The organism is Paraoerskovia sediminicola, from assembly GCF_030296575.1.
Classification (GTDB): domain Bacteria; phylum Actinomycetota; class Actinomycetes; order Actinomycetales; family Cellulomonadaceae; genus Paraoerskovia; species Paraoerskovia sediminicola.
Map to the genome: position 1 here is coordinate 1,859,587 of NZ_AP027729.1, position 15,668 is coordinate 1,875,254.

Consider the following 15,668-nt stretch of genomic DNA (forward strand, 5'->3'; position numbering starts at 1 on the left):
TGTGGCAGCTACAGAGCGTCCTTCGGCAGAGCCTTGTAGACCGCGTCGTCGACCCGCGACGTGCCTGCGACGAGCTCGAGGGTGAGGCCGGCGCTGCGGGGCTCGTGCAGCACCTCCGCGAGCACTCCGGCGACGTCCGTCCGGGTGATCTCGCCGGGGTCGACGGACTTCTTGAGGCGCACGTGGCCGGTGCCCTCACCGTCGGTGAGCCGTCCGGGCCGCACGATCGTGAGGGCGAGGTCGCGGGACCGCAGCTCTTCCTCGGCGGCGGCCTTGGCGCGCAGGTACGCGACGAACACGTCGTCCACCCCGTCGGGTGCGGCGCCGTCCGCCACGCTCTCGACGCCCATGGACGAGACGAGGACGTACCGCGTGATCCCGGCGAGCTCGGCCGCGTCGGCGAGGAGTAGCGCGCCCGCGCGGTCGACCGTGTCCTTGCGCTCGGCGCCGCTGCCCGGGCCGGCGCCCGCGGCGAAGACCACCGCGTCGGAGCCTCGCATCGTGAAGGAGACGTCGGCGGCGTCGTCGTGCTCGAGGTCGATGAGGGAGACCTCGGCGCCGAGGTCGGTCAGCGGGAGGATCTGCGACGCCGAGCGCACAAGGGCGACGACGCCGTCCCCCCGTTCCTTGAGGGCATGGACGAGGAGCTGCCCGACCTTCCCGTGGGCACCTGCGACGACGATCCTCATGACCTGAACGTAACCCTCGGTGCCGGTCGCCCGCGCGCGCTGCGGGCCGTGTCGGCCGTGTGCCGCGTCTCAGGAGGCGAGCGGCTCGCGGACCTCGATCGCGACGTCCGAGGCGATCCCGTACCCGATTCCTCGCGCGGTCCGGATCGCGGCGACGCCCAGCTTCTCGCGGATGCGGCGGACGTGGACGTCCACGGTGCGGGTGTCGGACCGCAGGCCCTCGTCGCGCCACACGGACCCGAGCAGCTCGCTGCGGGGGACGATCCGGTCGCTGTGCAGGGCGAGGTGGGTGAGGAGGTGCGTCTCGCGGGCCGTGAGATGGCGTTCGGTCCCGTCCACCAGCACGGTGCGGCGGGCGGGGTCCACCGTCAGGACGGGGGTCGGCGTGATCTGGGCGAGAAGCTCGAGGAACGCGTCGAAGCTCCGCGGTTCGGGCGCTCGGCGGACGCGGGGGCGGCGGCGGGCGGTGTGCGGGGCGAGGGGGCAGCGATGGTGCTCATGGGGGACTCCGGGTGCATCGACCGCGAGCGGGGCTCAGCGGCGCCGACGAGGCAGGTCGGCTGGGGTTGTCAGGGCGGGGGCTTCAGGCCTGACAACACATGCACGCAGGCATGCCGAGCACGGCGCCGGGAACGGCGTCACAGGTGCGCGGCAGCGTGGTCACGGGATGAGCATGCCATCCGCGAGGCGCGCTCGCCAAGACCTGGACGGCACAAATGTCACGATGCGAGACGAATCAGCAGTCTTGTCGTCTCACCGGCGGCTCCGGTCTCCGCGCCGGTACCGGCGCGGAGCCGAGGCGCCCTCCGTCAGACGACCCCGTACAGGCGGTCGCCGGCGTCGCCCAGCCCGGGCACGATGTACGCGTTCTCGTCCAGGCGCTCGTCGATCGCCGCCACCACGAGCTCGACGTCCACCCGGTCGCCGACGGCGCGGTTGACGACGTCGATGCCCTCGGGTGCCGCGATGATGCACACGCATGTCACGTGCCGTGCGCCGCGCTCGAACAGGTAGTCGATCGCCGCGACGAGGGTGCCGCCGGTCGCGAGCATCGGGTCGACGAGGAAGCAGTGCCGGCCCGAGAGGTCGTCGGGCAGCCGGTTCGCGTACGTGACCGCTTCGAGGGTCTCCTCGTCGCGCTGCATGCCGAGGAACCCGACCTCCGCCGTCGGGAGCAGGCGCGTCAGGCCGTCGAGCATCCCGAGTCCCGCGCGCAGGATCGGCACCACGAGGGGGCGGGGCTCGGCGATCTTCTGGCCGACGGTCGGCGCGACCGGGGTCGTGATCTCGCGGGACTCCGTGCGCACCTCGCGCGTCGCCTCGTAGGCGAGCAGCGTCACGAGCTCGTCGACGAGCTGACGGAAGATCGGGGACGGGGTGTTCTCGTCGCGGAGGATGGTCAGCTTGTGGGCGACCAGGGGGTGGTCGACGGCGTGGACGCGCATGACCTCAGGCTACCCGGCACGTCCCGTCGCGCGCCGTCAGGAACCCGTCAGGACGACGACGCGCCCCTGGGAGGGTGGCGGGCGGCGGGGTCTGAGAACCTGGGCTCGTGCCCGCCGACGACTGCCCCCCGCCCGGGATCGCCCTGCCCTGGGCCGACGGCACCTTCCCGCCCGTCCACGCCGCGCAGCGCGCCACGGTCTACGACGCGCTCATGGGCATGGCGCTCCACGAGGCGAGCCACGCCCTGGCGTCGGACGACGTCCCCGTGGGCGCGCTCGTCGTCTCGCCCCAGGGGACCTTGCTCGGGGTCGGGCGCAACCGCCGGGAGGAGGGCGGGGACCCGACGGCGCACGCCGAGATCCTGGCGATCCGTCAGGCCGCGCGGACCCTCGGGACCTGGCGGCTCGAGGGCTGCACCCTCGTCGTCACCCTGGAGCCGTGCGCCATGTGCGCCGGGGCGATCGTGCTCGCGCGCGTCGCCCGCCTCGTGCTGGGGGCCTGGGACCCGAAGGCGGGCGCGACCGGGTCGATGTGGGACGTCGTCCGGGACCGCCGCAGCACCCACCGCGTCGAGGTCGTGGGCGGTGTGCGGCAGGACGAGTGCGGCACCTTGATCCGCGACTTCTTCGAGACGCAGCGAGGACCTGCGTGAGCTCCTCCGCCCCAGCCGCTCCCGCCGCTCAACGGCCTCGGCGCGAGCGCGGCGCCCGGAACTGGCCCCTGATCGCCGCCATCGTCTGGGCGGTGTCGCTCCCCGTCCTCTGCGTGTGGGGAGGGCTGCTCAAGCTGGGCGGCGAGGTCGTGCTCTCCGGTGCGGCGGCGCCGTTCTCGGGGGCGTTGATCAGCGACGTCGGGCCCGGGCTGGTCGTCGCGTTCGGCATCGCTGCGGCCGTCGTCGTGTGGGGGCCGCGGCTCGCGCAGCGGCTCGCCTGGAGGCCCCTGCTGCTCGTCGCATGGCTCGTGTCGCTCGCGTGGACGGTCGCCCTCGGTGCGTCGTCCGCCTGGAGCGACCTGACCGCGCCGCTCGAGCACGAGCAGGACTACCTCGCCGCGGTGCCGCGCGTCGCCGCCGACCCTGCGGGGTTCGTCGCCACCCTCCAGTCGGACCCCGTCGCCTACCCCGTCCACGTGCGCGGCCACCCGCCGGCGTTCACGCTGCTCCTCGCCGAGCTGGACCGCGCCGGGCTCGGCGGTTCCGGCTGGGCGGCGGCGCTCGTGATCCTCGCGGGGACGTCCACCGTCGTCGCGGTCGCGGTGACGCTGCGCGCGCTCGGCGGGGTGGCGGGTGCGGTCGCGGGTGCTGGTTCCCGCGCCAGTGGTGGTGCGGGTGGCGGTGCTGACGTCAGGGCTGGCAGTACTGGCGGTCCTGCGGGCGCCGGTGAGCGGACGGCGCGGCTCGCCCTCCCGGCCGTCGTCCTCGCCCCGGCCGCGCTGTGGGTCGCGACGTCGGCCGACGCGTTCTACGCAGGCGTCCTCGCCTGGGGGTGGCCCTGCTCGCGCTGGCGACGACGACCGCGCGCCGACCGGCACGTTGGGCGCTCGCCCTCGGGGCAGGGCTCGTGCTCGGGCAGGCGCCGTTCCTCTCCTGGGGGCTGCTGCACATGGGCGTGATCGCGCTCGCGGTGCCGATCGTGACGCGGCGCTGGGGCCCGACGGTCATCGCGGGAGCCGTCGTCGTCGCGAGCGCCGTCGCGTGGGGTCTCGGCGGCTACTGGATGTGGGACGGGATCGCCGCGACCCACGAGGCGTTCAGCCGCGGCATCGCCGACGCGCGGCCCTACTTCTACTTCCTCCTCGCCGACGTCGCGCTGCTCGGCGCACTGATCGGGCCCGCCGGGATCGGTGGCCTCTTCCGGTGGCGTCGCCTCGACCGCGCGACGCTGTGGCTCGCGGGTCTCGCGCTCGGGACCGCGGCGCTCGGAGCGCTCGGCGGGTTCGAGCGCGGCGAGGTCGAACGGATCTGGTTGCCGATCGCCTGCTGGGTGGTGCCAGCCGCCGCGGCGCTCGCGGTGCGGGACGACCGTTCGGAGTCGGTTGCCGAGCCCGCTGCGGACCCGGTGCCCGGACCGGCAGCCGAGCCGATGACCGAACCGGCGATCAGATCGGTGGCCGGTTCCGTGACTCGGCCGGTGAGCGATCCGTGGGCTGGTCGCCTGCGCTGGTGGCTCGTCGCCCAGGCCGGTGCCGCACTCGTGATCGAGACGGTGGTCCGCACGAGCTGGTGACGTGCGTGCCCGGCCGGTGCGACGTCGTCCGGCGCCCGTGGTCGGGTGCGGGCGGTGGGCCGTCCACAGGGGCGGCGAGCGACGGTCAGGTGACCGTCAGCCGCTCCGACCCGCGCGAGTCCCGCTGCGTCCCTACGATCGAGGCATGCGCCTGCCAGCCCCGGAGGACTTCCGGTCCGCCGTCCACGACCCGCGGGTGACCGCGCGCGTCGGGCTGTACCTCGGCATCGCGTTCCTCCTCGTGTTCGTGACGGGGCTGTACTCGCACGTGCTGCAGAACCCGGTCTCGTGGTTCCCGGTGCTCACCGACCCCGCCTGGGGGTATCGGCTCACGCAGGGCATCCACGTCGCCGCGGGGATCGCGTGCATCCCGCTGCTGATCGCGAAGCTCTACTCGGCGTTCCCGGCGCTCTTCGAGCAGCCTCCGGTCAAGGGCCCCGTGCACGCGCTCGAGCGCGCCTCGATCGCGCTGCTCGTCGCGGCGTCGATGTTCCAGCTGCTCACCGGGCTGTTCAACACGTTCCAGTGGTACCCGTGGGGCTTCGGGTTCGTCGCGGTGCACTTCGCCACCGCCTGGGTCGTCATCGGTTCGATGCTGCTGCACGTCGGGATCAAGCTGCCGATCATCGTGGCGGCGCTGCGCGCCCGCGTGGTCGACGGCGAGATCACCGACGGCGCCCCGCTCACCGAGGAGTACGTGAGCGACGGGACGCTCTACTCGGTGCCGGACGGCGACCTCGCCGGCCTCCCGGAGTCCGGACCCCCGGAGGCCTCGACGACGCGCCGCGGGTTCCTCGGTGCGGTCGCGGTGACCGTGATCGGGCTGACGGCGTTGACCGTCGGGCAGACCGTGCGCCCCCTCGCGGGGGCCTCGGTGCTCTCGCCGCGCGACCCGCGGGTGGGCCCGCAGGGGGTGCCGATCAACAAGACCGCCGCGGAGGCGCGGGTCGACGACGCAGCCGTGGGTGCCGACTGGCGCCTCGAGCTCGAGGGCCCCGCCGGGACGCAGAGCCTGTCGCGCGACGACCTGCTCGCGATGGACCTCCACCAGGCTGTGCTGCCGATCGCGTGCGTCGAGGGGTGGAGCGCGTCGGCCACGTGGGAGGGCGTGCGCGTGCGCGACCTCGTGGCGCTCGTCTCGGACCCGTCCGTCGACCTGACTGATCCCTCCGCGGCACCGGAGATCGCCGTCGCGAGCCTGCAGCAGGTCGGCTCGTTCTCGCGGTCGGTGCTGCCCCCGAGCACGTCGCCCACGACGACTCGCTGCTCGCCCTGCGGCTGAACGGTGGCGACCTCGACATGGACCACGGGTTCCCCGCGCGGATCATCGCGCCGAACCGGCCGGGCGTCCTGCAGACGAAGTGGGTCACGCGCATGGCGGTGGTCTCGGCATGAGCGGCGAGGGCGTGGCCGACGGCGTGACGGGTTCCGGCGTGCCGGGCCGCGACCGGGTCGGGGGCACCTGGGCGACGCCCCGCGCAGCAGCGTCGGTGCGAGCGGTTACGTGCTCTCCGGCGGTGGGACGCGATCCGGACCGTCCGCGCGCGACCGGTACGACGCGGTCCCGGACTCCGGTGGTCGGGGCGTGGCGGTGTGGCGGACGGCGTTCGCGGTGGTCGGCGTCGCGATGCTCGCCTGGGGCGTGTACCTGGGGATCACGCGGGTGCCGTCGAGCCAGTGGCTCGGCGTGCTCGTGTGGCTCGCGGGCGGGATCGTCGTGCACGACGTGATCCTCGCGCCGATCGGCATCCTGGTCGGGCTCCTCGTGCTGCCGCGGGTGCCGGCCTCCTGGCGCCCGGCGCTGCGCGGCGGGATGCTCGCGCTCGGGGTGCTGGCGATCTTCGCGGTCGCGCTGTTCTTCGGGGCCGCAGGTCGTCGGAACCCGTCAGCGGTGCCGCAGGACCCGGTGGCGGCGGTCGTCGTCGCGCTGGTCGTGATCGCGGTCGGCGTGGTCGTCGCGATCGGGTGGCGGGCGGTGCGGTCGCGGCTCGCTGCCTGAGTGCGGGCTCCCGCTGATCTGGTCTCGCACCGCGCCGGGTGGCCGCATCATGACCGCGTGCCCGCACCATGACAGCCCCGCGCCCCGGACCGAAGCCGGGTGGGTCAGACGAGCGGGCGGCGCAGCGCCACGATCGTGCGTCCACCGAGGTGCCACTCCTCGTGGAGCTCGAGCCCGACCTCGTGCGCGAGCCGCACGATCGCCGTCGACCCGACACGGGCCCACGGCATCGGGTGGCTCTCCCGGCCGTCGGCGGTCCGCAGCACGACGGGCTCCACGAGGTCGACCGCCGCGTCGGGGTCGGCCTCGACGACGACCATGCCCCCGGGCGCGACGAGCTCGCGGCACCGGCGCAGGAGCGCACCGGGGTTCCCGCCGATCCCGACGTTCCCGTCGGCCAGCAGCGCGGTGCCCCACCGGCCCTCGCCGGGCAGCGGGCGCTCGACCGCGCGCTGCAGCGCGAGCGCCCCACGCGACCGGGCTTCGAGCACCGCGCGTCCCGACACATCGATCCCGAGGCTGGGCACCCCGCGCCTGCCGAGGGCGGCCGTCAGCCGGCCGGGTCCACAACCCACGTCGAGCACCGGGCCCTCGCAGCGGGCGACGATCATCTCGTCGACGTCCGACGGCGGGGCCGACCACGTGGACACGTCCAGCAGGCGTGCCTCCTGCCCGCCCACGGCGAGCACCGGTGCGCCCGAGAGCGCCTCCTCGTACAGCGCGATCGGGTGCACCTTGCGGTCGTGTCGGGGTGCGGCACGCAGCGAGCCCGTGCCCGAGATACCGGTGCCGGTGCCGCCGATGCCCTCGCTCCCGGTGCCCGGAGCAGCGGCCGGAGCCGCGCCCGGAGCCGCCGGCACAGCGCCAGAGGCACCCGCGGCGTCCGGGTCTGCGGGGCGCCGTTCCGACCGCTCCGGAGCGACCTTCAGATCGTCGGTCGTCGTCACGAGGTGCCCCCGCTCGCCCCGCGTCGGTCTCGGGAGCCCCGGCGACGTCGTCCGGCACGGGTACATGCTCGCCCGTGGCGTGGGCCCACGCGGCGGCGAACCGCGTCCCGGGGGACGCGAGCGCGACGGCACGGGCGTCGTCCGGCTCGTCGACGTCCCGCAGCGGCGGGAGCCGGCGCACCCGCAGGGCGAAGTCCTGGAGGCGGGTGAGCTGGAACGACCCCGTCGAGTCGACCGACATGGGCACGCCCGCGAAGACGCTCTCGTAGAAGTGGTGGTCGCCGCGGGGCAGGCCGATCGCCCAGAACCCGCCGTCCTCGGCGAGCCCGATCACGGCGTCGGCGCGGTGGAAGTCGACCTTCGACAGGTCGGCGGTCGTGGCGGGGTGCGCGAGCTGTGGGGTGTCCATCCCGATGAGGAGGATCGGTCCGTCGAACTGCTCCGCGACGCGGGAGAACGCCCCCGCGAGGCGCCGGTCGAGGCCGCCCTCGATCTGGGGCAGCACCGTGAAGCCGGCCGGCACCCACGGCCCGGGGACCCCGTCGAGGACGAGGACACGGTCGACGTCGGGCACCGCCGCGACCGCGGCGAGCGTGTCCTCGAGCGCGGCGAGAGCGAGGTCCGCCGCCTGGTCGGGCGTGAACTGCGACTGCAGCCGCGTCTTCGAGCGACCCGGCACGGGCTCCTTGGCGAGCACGACGATCGTCCGCGCCCCTTCGAACCGGGGGTGCGCGCGCCGTCGGACGACGTCCCCGAGGCCTGGTCCTCGGCGTCCTCGGGCGTAGGTGTCGTCGGGGCCGGTGGCGTCACCGGCCCGTCGTTCGGGGTGATCATCGGGCGAGCACCTTCGACATGTCCCGCACCGCGCGCCACGCGCCGAGCGGGGTGCCCGTGACCTTGGAACGGCCCTTGCGCTGCACGTAGGGGACGTCGACCTCGATCACGGTCGCCCCGGCGTCCGACGCTGCGACGACCATCTCCAACGGGTAGCCCGAGCGCCGGTCGGTGAGGTCGAGACCGAGCAGCAGGTCGCGGCGGGCGGCGCGCATGGGCCCGAGGTCGTGGAGCGGGATCCCGGTACGGCGGCGCGTGCGGCGGGCGAGCTCCCGGTTCGCGAACCGCAGGTGCCACGGCCATGCGCCGCGCCGGGCGTCGCGACGGCCGAGGACGAGGTCGGCGTCGCCCGCGAGCACCGGGGCGAGGACGAGGTGCAGGTCGGCGGGGTCGAGGGAGGCGTCGGCGTCCATGAACGCGACGACGTCGGCGGTCGAGGCCTCGAGGCCCGCGTGGGCGGCCGCGCCGAAGCCCTTCTGCTCGGCTCGCACCACGGTGGCGCCGTGCGCGCGCGCCACCTCGACGGAGCCGTCCGTCGAGCCGTTGTCGACGACGAGCGCCCTGGTGCCGGCCGGCATGCGGGGGAGCAGCCACGCGAGCCCCTCGGCCTCGTCGAGGCAGGGCAGCACCACGTCGACCCCGACGGGCGTCGGCGGTGCGGCAGGCCCGGGAGCTCCGTCGGGCGCCGGGCCGGGAGCACTGCCGGGAGCACCGCCGGGAGCTGCGCCGGTCGCTCGGTCGGCGGCCGGTGGCGTCTCGGGGCGCGGGGCCCGCGGGTGGATCACGTCGTTCGTCACGCTCCCGACGGTACGAGCACGCGAGCCGCCTCGCGCGCGATCCGGGGCTCCGCGGTGCTGACAGTTCGCTGACGCTTGCGCCGTGGCCCCGTCGGGGAGCGCCCGTGAGGCCCGCCGGCGGTCCCGGCCACCTACGATCAGTCCATGCCAGCCAAGGTTCTCGTCGTGGACGACGACGCGCTCATCGCCTCCAGCGTCGCCGCCCACGTCACCGCGGCAGGGCACGAGGCGCGCCACGTGAGCGACGCCGCCGAGGGCGAGCACGAGTGGCGCACCTGGCGTCCCGACGCGGTCGTGCTCGACGTGCGGCTGCCGGACCGCTCCGGCCTCGACCTGCTGCGCAAGCACCGGGAGGACGGCGACGGGACGCCCGTGGTGCTGCTCTCGGGCCTGGGCTCGGTCGACGACCGGATCATCGGCCTCGAGGTCGGCGCCGACGACTACCTCGCCAAGCCGTTCGACGCCCGTGAGCTCGTGCTGCGCGTCGAGGCGCTGCTGCGCCGCGGCCCGGGCACGGTCGAGGCCACGCCGTCACGCATCACGGTCGGCTCGCTCACCGTCGACGCCTCCGACCGGTCGGTCACGGTCGCGGGGCCGGACGGCGACGCGCGGGTCGAGCTCGCCCCGCGGGAGTTCGCGCTGCTCCAGTTCCTCGCCCTGCACCCCGGCCGGGCGTTCAGCCGGCGGGAGCTGCTGCGGCGGGTCTGGGGCTGGGACTTCGGGGACGACTCGACGGTCATGGTCCACGTGCGGCGGCTCCGCGCGAAGCTCGAGGCCGACCCCGCAGACCCTGTCCTCCTGCTCAACGTCCGGGGGCCGGGTACTGCCTGGTCGGCTCCGACACCCCCGCGCCCGACCTGGACACGTCGGCACGAGACACCGATCCCGAGGAGCCCGCATGACCGACCTCCAGTTCATGGGCCTCGTCACCTTCGGGGCGGCCGTCGTGGTCGGCGGGGTCGGGATGCTGCTCGTCCACCGCGCGCGCCGCTGGTCGCTGGCCGCGGCGCTCGTCGTCGCTGCCCTCGTGCCGTTCGCCGCCGTCGTCACGGCCGTCGCGATCAACGTCGACCAGATGTTCCTGTCGGCCCACGACGCCGACGTGATCTGGTTCGTCCTCGGCGTCTCGTCCCTGCTGGCGCTCGTCCTGGCGCTGCTGCTCGGCCGCGCCGTGGGCAGCGAGATGCGTCGGGTGGCGGACGACGCCCGTCGCCTCGTCGACAGCCCGTCCGCCTCGGGCGGGGGCGGAGTCGCGCAGGAGAAGGCGCCGCCCATGACCGCGGAGCTCGCGCACCTGTCCGCCGAGCTCGTGGAGACGCGCGAGCGCCTCGCCGCCGCGCGGGAGCGCGAGCGCGCCGCGGAGGACGCACGCCGACAGGTCGTCGCGTTCGTGAGCCACGACCTGCGCTCGCCGCTCGCCGGGATCCACGCCGCGTCGCAGGGCCTGCGGGACGGCGTGTTCCCGGAGCCGGGGACCGCGCTCGACGGCATCGAGTCCGCCGTGGGCCGCATGGCCCGCATGATCGACGACCTCGCGGAGATCTCGCGACCCGACGACACCCCCGCTGCCGCGGCGTCGCCGACGTCGTCCGGGCGGGAGGTCGACCTCGCCGCCGTGGTGCGGGACGTCGTCGCGCACGCCCTGCCCGTCGCGGCCGACGCGGGCGTCCAGCTCGACGCGGACGTCGAGGACGGGGTCGTCGTCACCGGGGACCCGGACGACCTGGGACGGCTGCTCGACAACCTGGTGAGCAACGCCGTCCGGTCGAGCCGCGGCGCGGCCGACGGCCACGTCCGGGTCGCGGTCGCGCGGGCCGACGGCGTGGTGCGGCTGGTCGTGCAGGACACCTGCGGCGGGATCCCGGAGCACGTGCGCGAGCGCGTCCTCGAGACCGGCTACCAGGGCGACGGCCGGGTCGGGGCGAGCGGTCTCGGGCTCGCGATCGTCGACCGGGTCGTCGAGAACCACGGCGGCACCGTCGACGTCGGGTCGACCGGTGAGGGCTGCAGCGTCGAGGTGCGCATCCCGGCGGTCTGAGCAGCTCCTGCAGTCAGTCCTGCCCGCCGCGGCCCGAACTGCCTGCCGCGCCCGACCTGCCCGAAGCGGACCGGTCGCTCAGCGTCCCGACGCGACGAGCTCCTCGAGACCGGCGCGCAGCGAGATCTCGGCGCGCCACCCCAGCACCTCGGCGGCGCGGTCGCTCGACGCCGTCACGTGCCGCACGTCGCCCGTGCGGTACCGGCCGGTGACGACGGGCTCCGGCCCGCCCATCACCTCGGCGAGCACCTGCGCCATGCCGCCGACGGTCGTCACCGTGCCCGACCCGACGTTGAGCGGCGTCACCCCGGGGCCGGCGGGCGACTCGGCCGACCGCACGACCGCCGCCGCGACGTCGTCCACGTGCACGAAGTCCCGGCGCTGCGCCCCGTCCTCGAAGACCTGCGGCGCGCGACCGTGCGCGAGCTCGGAGCGGAACAGCGACGCGACGCCGGCGTACGGGGTGTCGCGCGGCATGCCGGGCCCGTAGACGTTGTGGAACCGCAGCGCCGTCGCGGTCGCCCCCGTCTCGCGCGCCCACGCGGCGAGCAGGTGCTCGCCGTGGACCTTCGTGGCGGCGTACACGTTGCGGGGGTCGAGCGGGGCGTCCTCGGCGACGAGCCCGGGGGTCAGCACCGCGTCGCAGGCCGGGCACCGCGGGTCGAACACCCCGGCGTCGAGGTCCTCGACCCGGCGCGGCCCCGGGGCCACCACCCCATGGCGGGGGCACTCGTACCGTCCTTCGCCGTACACGACCATCGAGCTCGCGAACGCGACGTGCGGCGTCCCGGCCCGGGCCATCGCCTTGAGCAGGACGGCCGTGCCCAGGTCGTTCGACGAGACGTAGTCGTCGATGTCGTCGATGTCCACGCCCAGGCCGACCTTCGCGGCCAGGTGGACGACGGCGTCCGCCCCTCGACCGCGGACGTCACCGCCGCGAGGTCGCGGGCGTCGGCCCGGACCAGGGCGACCTCCTGGGGGACCGGAGGCGTCGAACCCGGCTCGTGGACGTCGTCCCGCAGGCTGTCGAGGACCGTGACCTCGTGGCCGGAGCGAACGAGGGCGCGGGCCGTGGCCGCGCCGATGAAGCCGGCGCCGCCGGTGAGGAGGATCTGCATGGCGTCCAGCATGGTGGTCCGCGGGTGTCCCCGCAGGCCACAGCCGCCTCGGGACGCCGAACGATCTGCTGACGGCTACGCTCACCGCCATGAGCGCATCCGGTGTGGCCTCCGCGGAACTGGCTCCCGCCACGTACGACCTCGTCTGGACCGGGCTGGTGGCCGTGCTCGCCCTCGGGGCGATCGCGGTGGTGCTGACCGCGGTGGTCCTGCTGATCCGGTCGCTGCGCGGCGGGTCGTCGGACGGAGGCGGTGGCAGCGCCGCCGATGGCGGTGCACCGGGCGCGTCGGCCGGGTCGAGTACCTCCGGGAGCGTCGACGAGCGCCTGGCCGAGGTCGACGCCCTCGCCGCGCGCGGCGCGATCACCGACGCCGAGCGGCAGGCCGCCCGGGACCGCATCCTCGGGACCCTCTGAACCCCTGCCCGACCTGACGGGTCCCTGACCTTTCGCGCCGGCGTCCGACGCGGTGGTGTGGACAGCGCCCCCGGCTGACAGACTCGCCCGCATGAGCGAATCACCCATCGGCATCATCGGCGGCTCCGGCCTGTACTCCCTGCTCGACGAGCCCGAGTCCGTCGAGGTCTCCACCCCGTTCGGGGAGCCGTCCGAGAACCCCCAGCGCGGCCGGTTCGGCGGCAAGGACGTCGTGTTCCTGCCGCGCCACGGCGCCGACCACCGCCTGCCGCCGCACCGCGTCAACTACCGCGCGAACCTCTGGGCTCTCCGTGCGCTGGGCGTGCGGCGGGTGCTCGCGCCGTCCGCGGTCGGGGGCTCGTTCCGGAGCTCGGGCCGGGGTCCGTCGTCGTCCCCGACCAGCTGATCGACCTCACGTGGGGGCGCGAGCACACGGTGTACGACGCCGTCGGTCCGGTCGTGCACGTCGGGTTCGCCGACCCGTACTGCCCGCGCGGCCGGGCGGCGGCGCTCGGTGTCGAGGCGCCCGAGGCGCTGTCCGTCGTCGACGGCGGCACCATGACCGTGATCCAGGGCCCGCGCTTCTCGACGCGCGCGGAGTCGCGCCGCAACCGGGCGGACGGCGGCACGGTCGTCGGCATGACCGGTGCGCCCGAGGCGCAGATCGCCCGCGAGCTGGCGATGTGCTTCACGTCGATCGCGCTGGTCACCGACTCCGACGCCGGGGTCGACGCGGAGTCGGCGGTCTCGCACGCGGCGGTGCTCGAGGCGTTCTCGGCGAACGTCGAGCACGTCGGTACGCTCCTGCGATCCGTGGTCGAGGCGCTGCCCGACGATGCGGACTGCTCGTGCCGCCACGCCGTCGACGGGCTGACGCTGCCGTTCGAGCTGCCGTAGGCCGGGCTGCCGCGGCCGCCGCGGCCGCCGGGTCCGCCGAGAGTGTCGGGGGCGCCGTCCGACCCCGCGAACGACACTCTCGAGACGGGCGACCGGGCTGACCCGGCCCAACGCGCCCGGAAGAGGCGCCTCAGAGCCGGTCGGCGAGCTCGGTCAGCGCCTGCGTGACGCCGGCGTGGACCAGCAGCGTCGCCAGGGAGTCCCCGCGTGTGACCCCGCGGTTGACGACGACGACGGGCTTGCCGTCCTTGGCGGCGCGCTTGACGAACCGCAGGCCGCTCATCACGGCGAGCGACGACCCTGCGACGAGCAGCGCGTCGGCGGAGTCGACCAGCGCATAGGCCCGCTCGACCCGCTCGCGCGGCACGTTCTCACCGAAGTAGACGATCTCGGGCTTGAGCACCCCGCCGCAGAACTCGCAGGGTGCCGGGTGGAAGTGCGCGGTCTGTTCGATCACGGCGTCGGCGTCGGGGGCGATCTCGATATCCTCGACGTTCCCGGCGACCGACTCGATGAACCCGGGGTTCAGCGCGGTGAGCCGCTCGGCGAGGTGCTCCCGTGAGATCACGCGCGAGCACGACAGGCAGATCACCCGGTCGTAGCGTCCGTGCAGGTCGATGACGGTGCGCGCGCCGGCGTCCTCGTGGAGCAGGTCGACGTTCTGCGTGATGATTCCGCGGACGACGCCGCGCTCCTCGAGCCGCACGAGCGCGCGGTGCCCTCGTTGGGGTGCGTGCGGTGCACGCGCTGCCAGCCGACGTGGTTGCGCGCCCAGTAGTGCCGCCGGAAGTCCGCGTCGCCGACGAACTGCTGGTAGGTCATCGGGGTGCGCGGTGGGGAGTCGGGCCCGCGGTAGTCGGGGATCCCGGAGTCGGTGGAGATCCCGGCGCCGGTGAGGACGGTGAGGCTCAGCCCGTCCAGGAGTCGGACGGCGTCGTCGACCGTGCCGTGGGGGCCGTCGCCGCGGGCGTGGTCCTCGGTGCGCGTGCCGGGGGTGTCCGGGTCCTGGCCGTCCAGCGCCGGCGCGGCCCGGGAGGCCGCGAGCGCCTGTTCGAAGCTTCGCCTGCTGGTGTCGTGCACAGTTCGAGCCTACGACGGGCGACGGCCGCTCGGGTGCGCGCACGGGTCGAGCCCGATCACCGCACGCGGGTCGCCCGACGATGCGCTGACCTCCCTTCCCCGTCGACGTGCGGACCTCCCTGTCACGGACGAGCCCTTGACGTGGGAAAGGCTTTATCCTACGGTCTTAGAAACCGGTTTCTCGTGTCGCCCACCGCCGAGCGGCACGCATCTCGACGAGGAGATCCATGACACCGCTAGGCACCACCGCCCCATCGTCCGGCAGCACCCCGCCCCGCACCCTGGCCCGTTCGCACCCGGGCAGAGCGCCCCGAGCGGCCAGAGCGCGCAGAGCCCCGCTGGCCGTGCTGGCCGCCGTCGCCCTGACCGCGACCACCTCGCTCACCGCCGTCGCGGCCGGCCCGGCCACGGCGCTCGACGCGAACGACCTCGCGCCCGGCGACATCGTCGCGGACCAGGTCGTCGGCGACTTCACGATCAAGGCCACGTCCGCCAAGAAGGTCACCGTCGACGGCAGCGACCGCACCTCCGACCGCGGCGACGTCTTCACGCAGCGGATCAAGCTCAACGGGTCCGGGACGCCCGGCCCGGACGGCAACCGGGCGATCGAGCTCACCGTCGCCGAGCCGGCCGAGGTCCTGCTCCAGGCCCGCAGCGGCAGCGGGAGCTCCGACCGGACGCTCGGGGTGTACGACGAGACGGGGGCCGAGATCGACACGGTGCCGGCCCTCGCCGACGACAGCGGCGTCCCGGTCGCGACCGAGACGGTCGACATCCCGGCGGCGGGCACCTATTGGATCGCCTCCACGGGCTCGGGCATCAACGTCTACCGCGCGGAGATCCTCGACGGCAGCCCCGTCGACCGGGCGCCGTGGGCCGACGTCGCGGCGCCCACCGTGGACTCGGTCGTGGTCGACCCGGAGGATCCGGCGACACTGCTCGTCGGCTACACCGGCCTGCTCTCGGACGACGGTGCCGACATCGCGCACGCGACGCTCTACGACGACGGCGGCGAGGTCGTCGACCGCGCGTTCGTCTCCGCCGACGGCACCTCGGGCACCATCGCCCTCAGCCCGCCCGCGTCGGGAACCTACGCGGTCGACGTGCGGCTGACCCGCTCGGGGAGGACGACGCCCTCGTCTCCGAGCGGGTGAGCGCCGGTGAGTTCTCGCTCCCCTGGTC

General features: G+C 74.8%; 15 protein-coding genes and 5 pseudogenes. 12 read left to right on the top strand and 8 right to left on the bottom strand.

Translation table 11 applies throughout. The features are described from left to right. Window positions 1-8: 8 nt before the first annotated feature. The 3 genes from QUE47_RS08635 to upp all read right to left on the bottom strand — a co-directional run bounded on the left by QUE47_RS08635 (window position 9) and on the right by upp (window position 2,134). Entirely contained in the window at window positions 9-689 is a 681-nt protein-coding gene (locus tag QUE47_RS08635; protein WP_286216951.1) for an NAD(P)H-binding protein, read from the bottom strand. A 69-nt stretch (window positions 690-758) separates the two neighbouring features. After that, window positions 759-1,055, bottom strand: a complete 297-nt coding sequence (locus tag QUE47_RS08640; protein ID WP_286216952.1) for a winged helix-turn-helix domain-containing protein — start codon at window positions 1,053-1,055, stop codon at window positions 759-761. Window positions 1,056-1,498: 443 nt separating this feature from the next. Then, window positions 1,499-2,134 (bottom strand): uracil phosphoribosyltransferase, encoded by a 636-nt coding sequence (gene upp, locus QUE47_RS08645; protein WP_286216953.1) that lies wholly within the window; start codon window positions 2,132-2,134, stop codon window positions 1,499-1,501. 212 nt (window positions 2,135-2,346) lie between these two features. Between upp and QUE47_RS08650 the strand changes: the two genes are divergently transcribed. The 6 genes from QUE47_RS08650 to QUE47_RS08675 all read left to right on the top strand — a co-directional run bounded on the left by QUE47_RS08650 (window position 2,347) and on the right by QUE47_RS08675 (window position 6,359). Further along, complete coding sequence (locus QUE47_RS08650; protein WP_286219445.1) at window positions 2,347-2,787, top strand: nucleoside deaminase; 441 nt, start codon at window positions 2,347-2,349, stop codon at window positions 2,785-2,787. Between the two features lie 92 nt (window positions 2,788-2,879). Beyond that, complete coding sequence (locus QUE47_RS08655; RefSeq protein WP_286216954.1) at window positions 2,880-3,746, top strand: hypothetical protein; 867 nt, start codon at window positions 2,880-2,882, stop codon at window positions 3,744-3,746. Next, complete coding sequence (locus tag QUE47_RS08660) at window positions 3,695-4,360, top strand: hypothetical protein (RefSeq protein ID WP_286216955.1); 666 nt, start codon at window positions 3,695-3,697, stop codon at window positions 4,358-4,360. Before QUE47_RS08655 ends, QUE47_RS08660 begins: the two co-directional genes overlap by 52 nt. Before the next feature lie 145 nt (window positions 4,361-4,505). Continuing rightward, the gene (locus QUE47_RS08665) at window positions 4,506-5,642 is read left to right on the top strand and encodes a molybdopterin-dependent oxidoreductase (protein ID WP_286216956.1); all 1,137 of its coding nucleotides are present in this window, start codon (window positions 4,506-4,508) and stop codon (window positions 5,640-5,642) included. 17 nt (window positions 5,643-5,659) lie between these two features. After that, entirely contained in the window at window positions 5,660-5,755 is a 96-nt protein-coding gene (locus tag QUE47_RS08670; RefSeq protein ID WP_286216957.1) for a molybdopterin-dependent oxidoreductase, read from the top strand. A gap of 109 nt (window positions 5,756-5,864) precedes the next feature. Next, on the top strand, window positions 5,865-6,359 hold the full coding sequence (locus QUE47_RS08675) for a hypothetical protein (protein WP_286216958.1): 495 nt from the start codon (window positions 5,865-5,867) through the stop codon (window positions 6,357-6,359). A 104-nt stretch (window positions 6,360-6,463) separates the two neighbouring features. Here the strand turns inward: QUE47_RS08675 and QUE47_RS08680 are convergent, their stop codons facing one another. Further along, the gene (locus tag QUE47_RS08680) at window positions 6,464-7,306 is read right to left on the bottom strand and encodes a class I SAM-dependent methyltransferase (RefSeq protein WP_286216959.1); all 843 of its coding nucleotides are present in this window, start codon (window positions 7,304-7,306) and stop codon (window positions 6,464-6,466) included. Between the two features lie 74 nt (window positions 7,307-7,380). Between QUE47_RS08680 and QUE47_RS08685 the strand changes: the two genes are divergently transcribed. After that, window positions 7,381-7,575 carry a hypothetical protein gene (locus QUE47_RS08685; RefSeq protein ID WP_286216960.1) on the top strand — a complete coding sequence of 65 codons (195 nt, stop codon included), beginning with the start codon at window positions 7,381-7,383 and terminating at the stop codon, window positions 7,573-7,575. 26 nt (window positions 7,576-7,601) lie between these two features. On the opposite strand, the pseudogene QUE47_RS08690 reads toward QUE47_RS08685, so the two are convergent. Both QUE47_RS08690 and QUE47_RS08695 read right to left on the bottom strand, forming a co-directional pair. Beyond that, a pseudogene (locus tag QUE47_RS08690) lies at window positions 7,602-8,003 on the bottom strand (TIGR04282 family arsenosugar biosynthesis glycosyltransferase); the annotation flags it as partial. Between the two features lie 133 nt (window positions 8,004-8,136). Further along, window positions 8,137-8,937 (bottom strand): glycosyltransferase family 2 protein, encoded by an 801-nt coding sequence (locus QUE47_RS08695; RefSeq protein ID WP_350227508.1) that lies wholly within the window; start codon window positions 8,935-8,937, stop codon window positions 8,137-8,139. A 144-nt stretch (window positions 8,938-9,081) separates the two neighbouring features. Here QUE47_RS08695 and QUE47_RS08700 point away from each other — a divergent pair. Both QUE47_RS08700 and QUE47_RS08705 read left to right on the top strand, forming a co-directional pair. After that, window positions 9,082-9,699: pseudogene (locus QUE47_RS08700) on the top strand (response regulator transcription factor); the annotation flags it as partial. 136 nt (window positions 9,700-9,835) lie between these two features. Further along, window positions 9,836-10,975 carry a sensor histidine kinase gene (locus QUE47_RS08705; protein ID WP_286216961.1) on the top strand — a complete coding sequence of 380 codons (1,140 nt, stop codon included), beginning with the start codon at window positions 9,836-9,838 and terminating at the stop codon, window positions 10,973-10,975. 78 nt (window positions 10,976-11,053) lie between these two features. Here the strand turns inward: QUE47_RS08705 and QUE47_RS08710 are convergent. Next, window positions 11,054-12,105 (bottom strand): annotated as a pseudogene (locus QUE47_RS08710) (NAD-dependent epimerase/dehydratase family protein). 77 nt (window positions 12,106-12,182) lie between these two features. Here QUE47_RS08710 and QUE47_RS08715 point away from each other — a divergent pair. Continuing rightward, window positions 12,183-12,509, top strand: a complete 327-nt coding sequence (locus QUE47_RS08715; protein ID WP_286216962.1) for a hypothetical protein — start codon at window positions 12,183-12,185, stop codon at window positions 12,507-12,509. A gap of 91 nt (window positions 12,510-12,600) precedes the next feature. Continuing rightward, window positions 12,601-13,406 (top strand): annotated as a pseudogene (locus QUE47_RS16780) (S-methyl-5'-thioadenosine phosphorylase). Between the two features lie 130 nt (window positions 13,407-13,536). On the opposite strand, the pseudogene QUE47_RS08730 reads toward QUE47_RS16780, so the two are convergent. Next, a pseudogene (locus QUE47_RS08730) lies at window positions 13,537-14,327 on the bottom strand (NAD-dependent protein deacetylase). A 386-nt stretch (window positions 14,328-14,713) separates the two neighbouring features. Here QUE47_RS08730 and QUE47_RS08735 point away from each other — a divergent pair. After that, a complete protein-coding gene (locus tag QUE47_RS08735; protein ID WP_286216964.1) occupies window positions 14,714-15,640 on the top strand; it encodes a hypothetical protein in 927 nt (308 codons plus the stop codon). Window positions 15,641-15,668: the final 28 nt, after the last annotated feature.

Coding starts and splice junctions, on each gene's coding strand:
- QUE47_RS08650 (WP_286219445.1), top strand. CDS start 2,347: ATGGGCATGGCGCTCCACGAGGCGAGCCACGCCCTGGCGTCGGACGAC.
- QUE47_RS08735 (WP_286216964.1), top strand. CDS start 14,714: ATGACACCGCTAGGCACCACCGCCCCATCGTCCGGCAGCACCCCGCCC.
- QUE47_RS08705 (WP_286216961.1), top strand. CDS start 9,836: ATGACCGACCTCCAGTTCATGGGCCTCGTCACCTTCGGGGCGGCCGTC.
- QUE47_RS08715 (WP_286216962.1), top strand. CDS start 12,183: ATGAGCGCATCCGGTGTGGCCTCCGCGGAACTGGCTCCCGCCACGTAC.
- QUE47_RS08665 (WP_286216956.1), top strand. CDS start 4,506: ATGCGCCTGCCAGCCCCGGAGGACTTCCGGTCCGCCGTCCACGACCCG.
- QUE47_RS08635 (WP_286216951.1), bottom strand. CDS start 689: ATGAGGATCGTCGTCGCAGGTGCCCACGGGAAGGTCGGGCAGCTCCTC.
- upp (WP_286216953.1), bottom strand. CDS start 2,134: ATGCGCGTCCACGCCGTCGACCACCCCCTGGTCGCCCACAAGCTGACC.
- QUE47_RS08670 (WP_286216957.1), top strand. CDS start 5,660: ATGGACCACGGGTTCCCCGCGCGGATCATCGCGCCGAACCGGCCGGGC.